2 protein-coding genes are annotated in these 1,230 nt (G+C 34.2%); both read left to right on the top strand.

Annotation, left to right across the window (positions count from 1 at the left end; all coding sequences use genetic code 11):
- Window positions 1–169: 169 nt before the first annotated feature.
- Window positions 170–253 carry a 23S rRNA methyltransferase attenuation leader peptide gene (locus tag DXC67_RS10255; protein WP_023948524.1) on the top strand — a complete coding sequence of 28 codons (84 nt, stop codon included), beginning with the start codon at window positions 170–172 and terminating at the stop codon, window positions 251–253.
- A gap of 124 nt (window positions 254–377) precedes the next feature.
- Window positions 378–1,115: a 23S rRNA (adenine(2058)-N(6))-methyltransferase Erm(B) gene (gene erm(B), locus DXC67_RS10250; RefSeq protein ID WP_002292226.1), complete on the top strand. Its 738-nt coding sequence runs from the start codon at window positions 378–380 to the stop codon at window positions 1,113–1,115.
- The last annotated feature ends 115 nt before the right edge of the window (window positions 1,116–1,230 follow it).

The following is a 1,230-nucleotide window of genomic DNA, read 5'->3' as shown; positions in this document are numbered from 1 at the left end:
GAGTCCTGAGGCTGTTGCAATGAAAATGAGAATCAAGGCGGAAAAAGAAACTATTTCAGCAAGCGATATTTTAACAACAGCTATTGATTTATCTTAAAATTTTGTGTATAATAGGAATTGAAGTTAAATTAGATGCTAAAAATTTGTAATTAAGAAGGAGGGATTCGTCATGTTGGTATTCCAAATGCGTAATGTAGATAAAACATCTACTATTTTGAAACAGACTAAAAACAGTGATTACGCAGATAAATAAATACGTTAGATTAATTCCTACCAGTGACTAATCTTATGACTTTTTAAACAGATAACTAAAATTACAAACAAATCGTTTAACTTCCGTATTTATTTACAGATGTAATCACTTCAGGAGTGATTACATGAACAAAAATATAAAATATTCTCAAAACTTTTTAACGAGTGAAAAAGTACTCAACCAAATAATAAAACAATTGAATTTAAAAGAAACCGATACCGTTTACGAAATTGGAACAGGTAAAGGGCATTTAACGACGAAACTGGCTAAAATAAGTAAACAGGTAACGTCTATTGAATTAGACAGTCATCTATTCAACTTATCGTCAGAAAAATTAAAACTGAACACTCGTGTCACTTTAATTCACCAAGATATTCTACAGTTTCAATTCCCTAACAAACAGAGGTATAAAATTGTTGGGAGTATTCCTTACCATTTAAGCACACAAATTATTAAAAAAGTGGTTTTTGAAAGCCATGCGTCTGACATCTATCTGATTGTTGAAGAAGGATTCTACAAGCGTACCTTGGATATTCACCGAACACTAGGGTTGCTCTTGCACACTCAAGTCTCGATTCAGCAATTGCTTAAGCTGCCAGCGGAATGCTTTCATCCTAAACCAAAAGTAAACAGTGTCTTAATAAAACTTACCCGCCATACCACAGATGTTCCAGATAAATATTGGAAGCTATATACGTACTTTGTTTCAAAATGGGTCAATCGAGAATATCGTCAACTGTTTACTAAAAATCAGTTTCATCAAGCAATGAAACACGCCAAAGTAAACAATTTAAGTACCGTTACTTATGAGCAAGTATTGTCTATTTTTAATAGTTATCTATTATTTAACGGGAGGAAATAATTCTATGAGTCGCTTTTTTAAATTTGGTTGATTTCCGATCTCAGCCGAACACATTGAGCAAATAGGCCATTCCCGCAGTTAGCCGAACGCCCCCGCGGCCCCTCCCGGGGTCCGG

Source organism: Collinsella sp. TF07-1 (genome assembly GCF_003437235.1).
Lineage (GTDB): Bacteria > Actinomycetota > Coriobacteriia > Coriobacteriales > Coriobacteriaceae > Collinsella.
Note: the sequence above shows the minus strand (reverse complement) of the source record. Positions and strands in the feature narration are given on the sequence as shown.

Coding starts and splice junctions, on each gene's coding strand:
- DXC67_RS10255 (WP_023948524.1), top strand. CDS start 170: ATGTTGGTATTCCAAATGCGTAATGTAGATAAAACATCTACTATTTTG.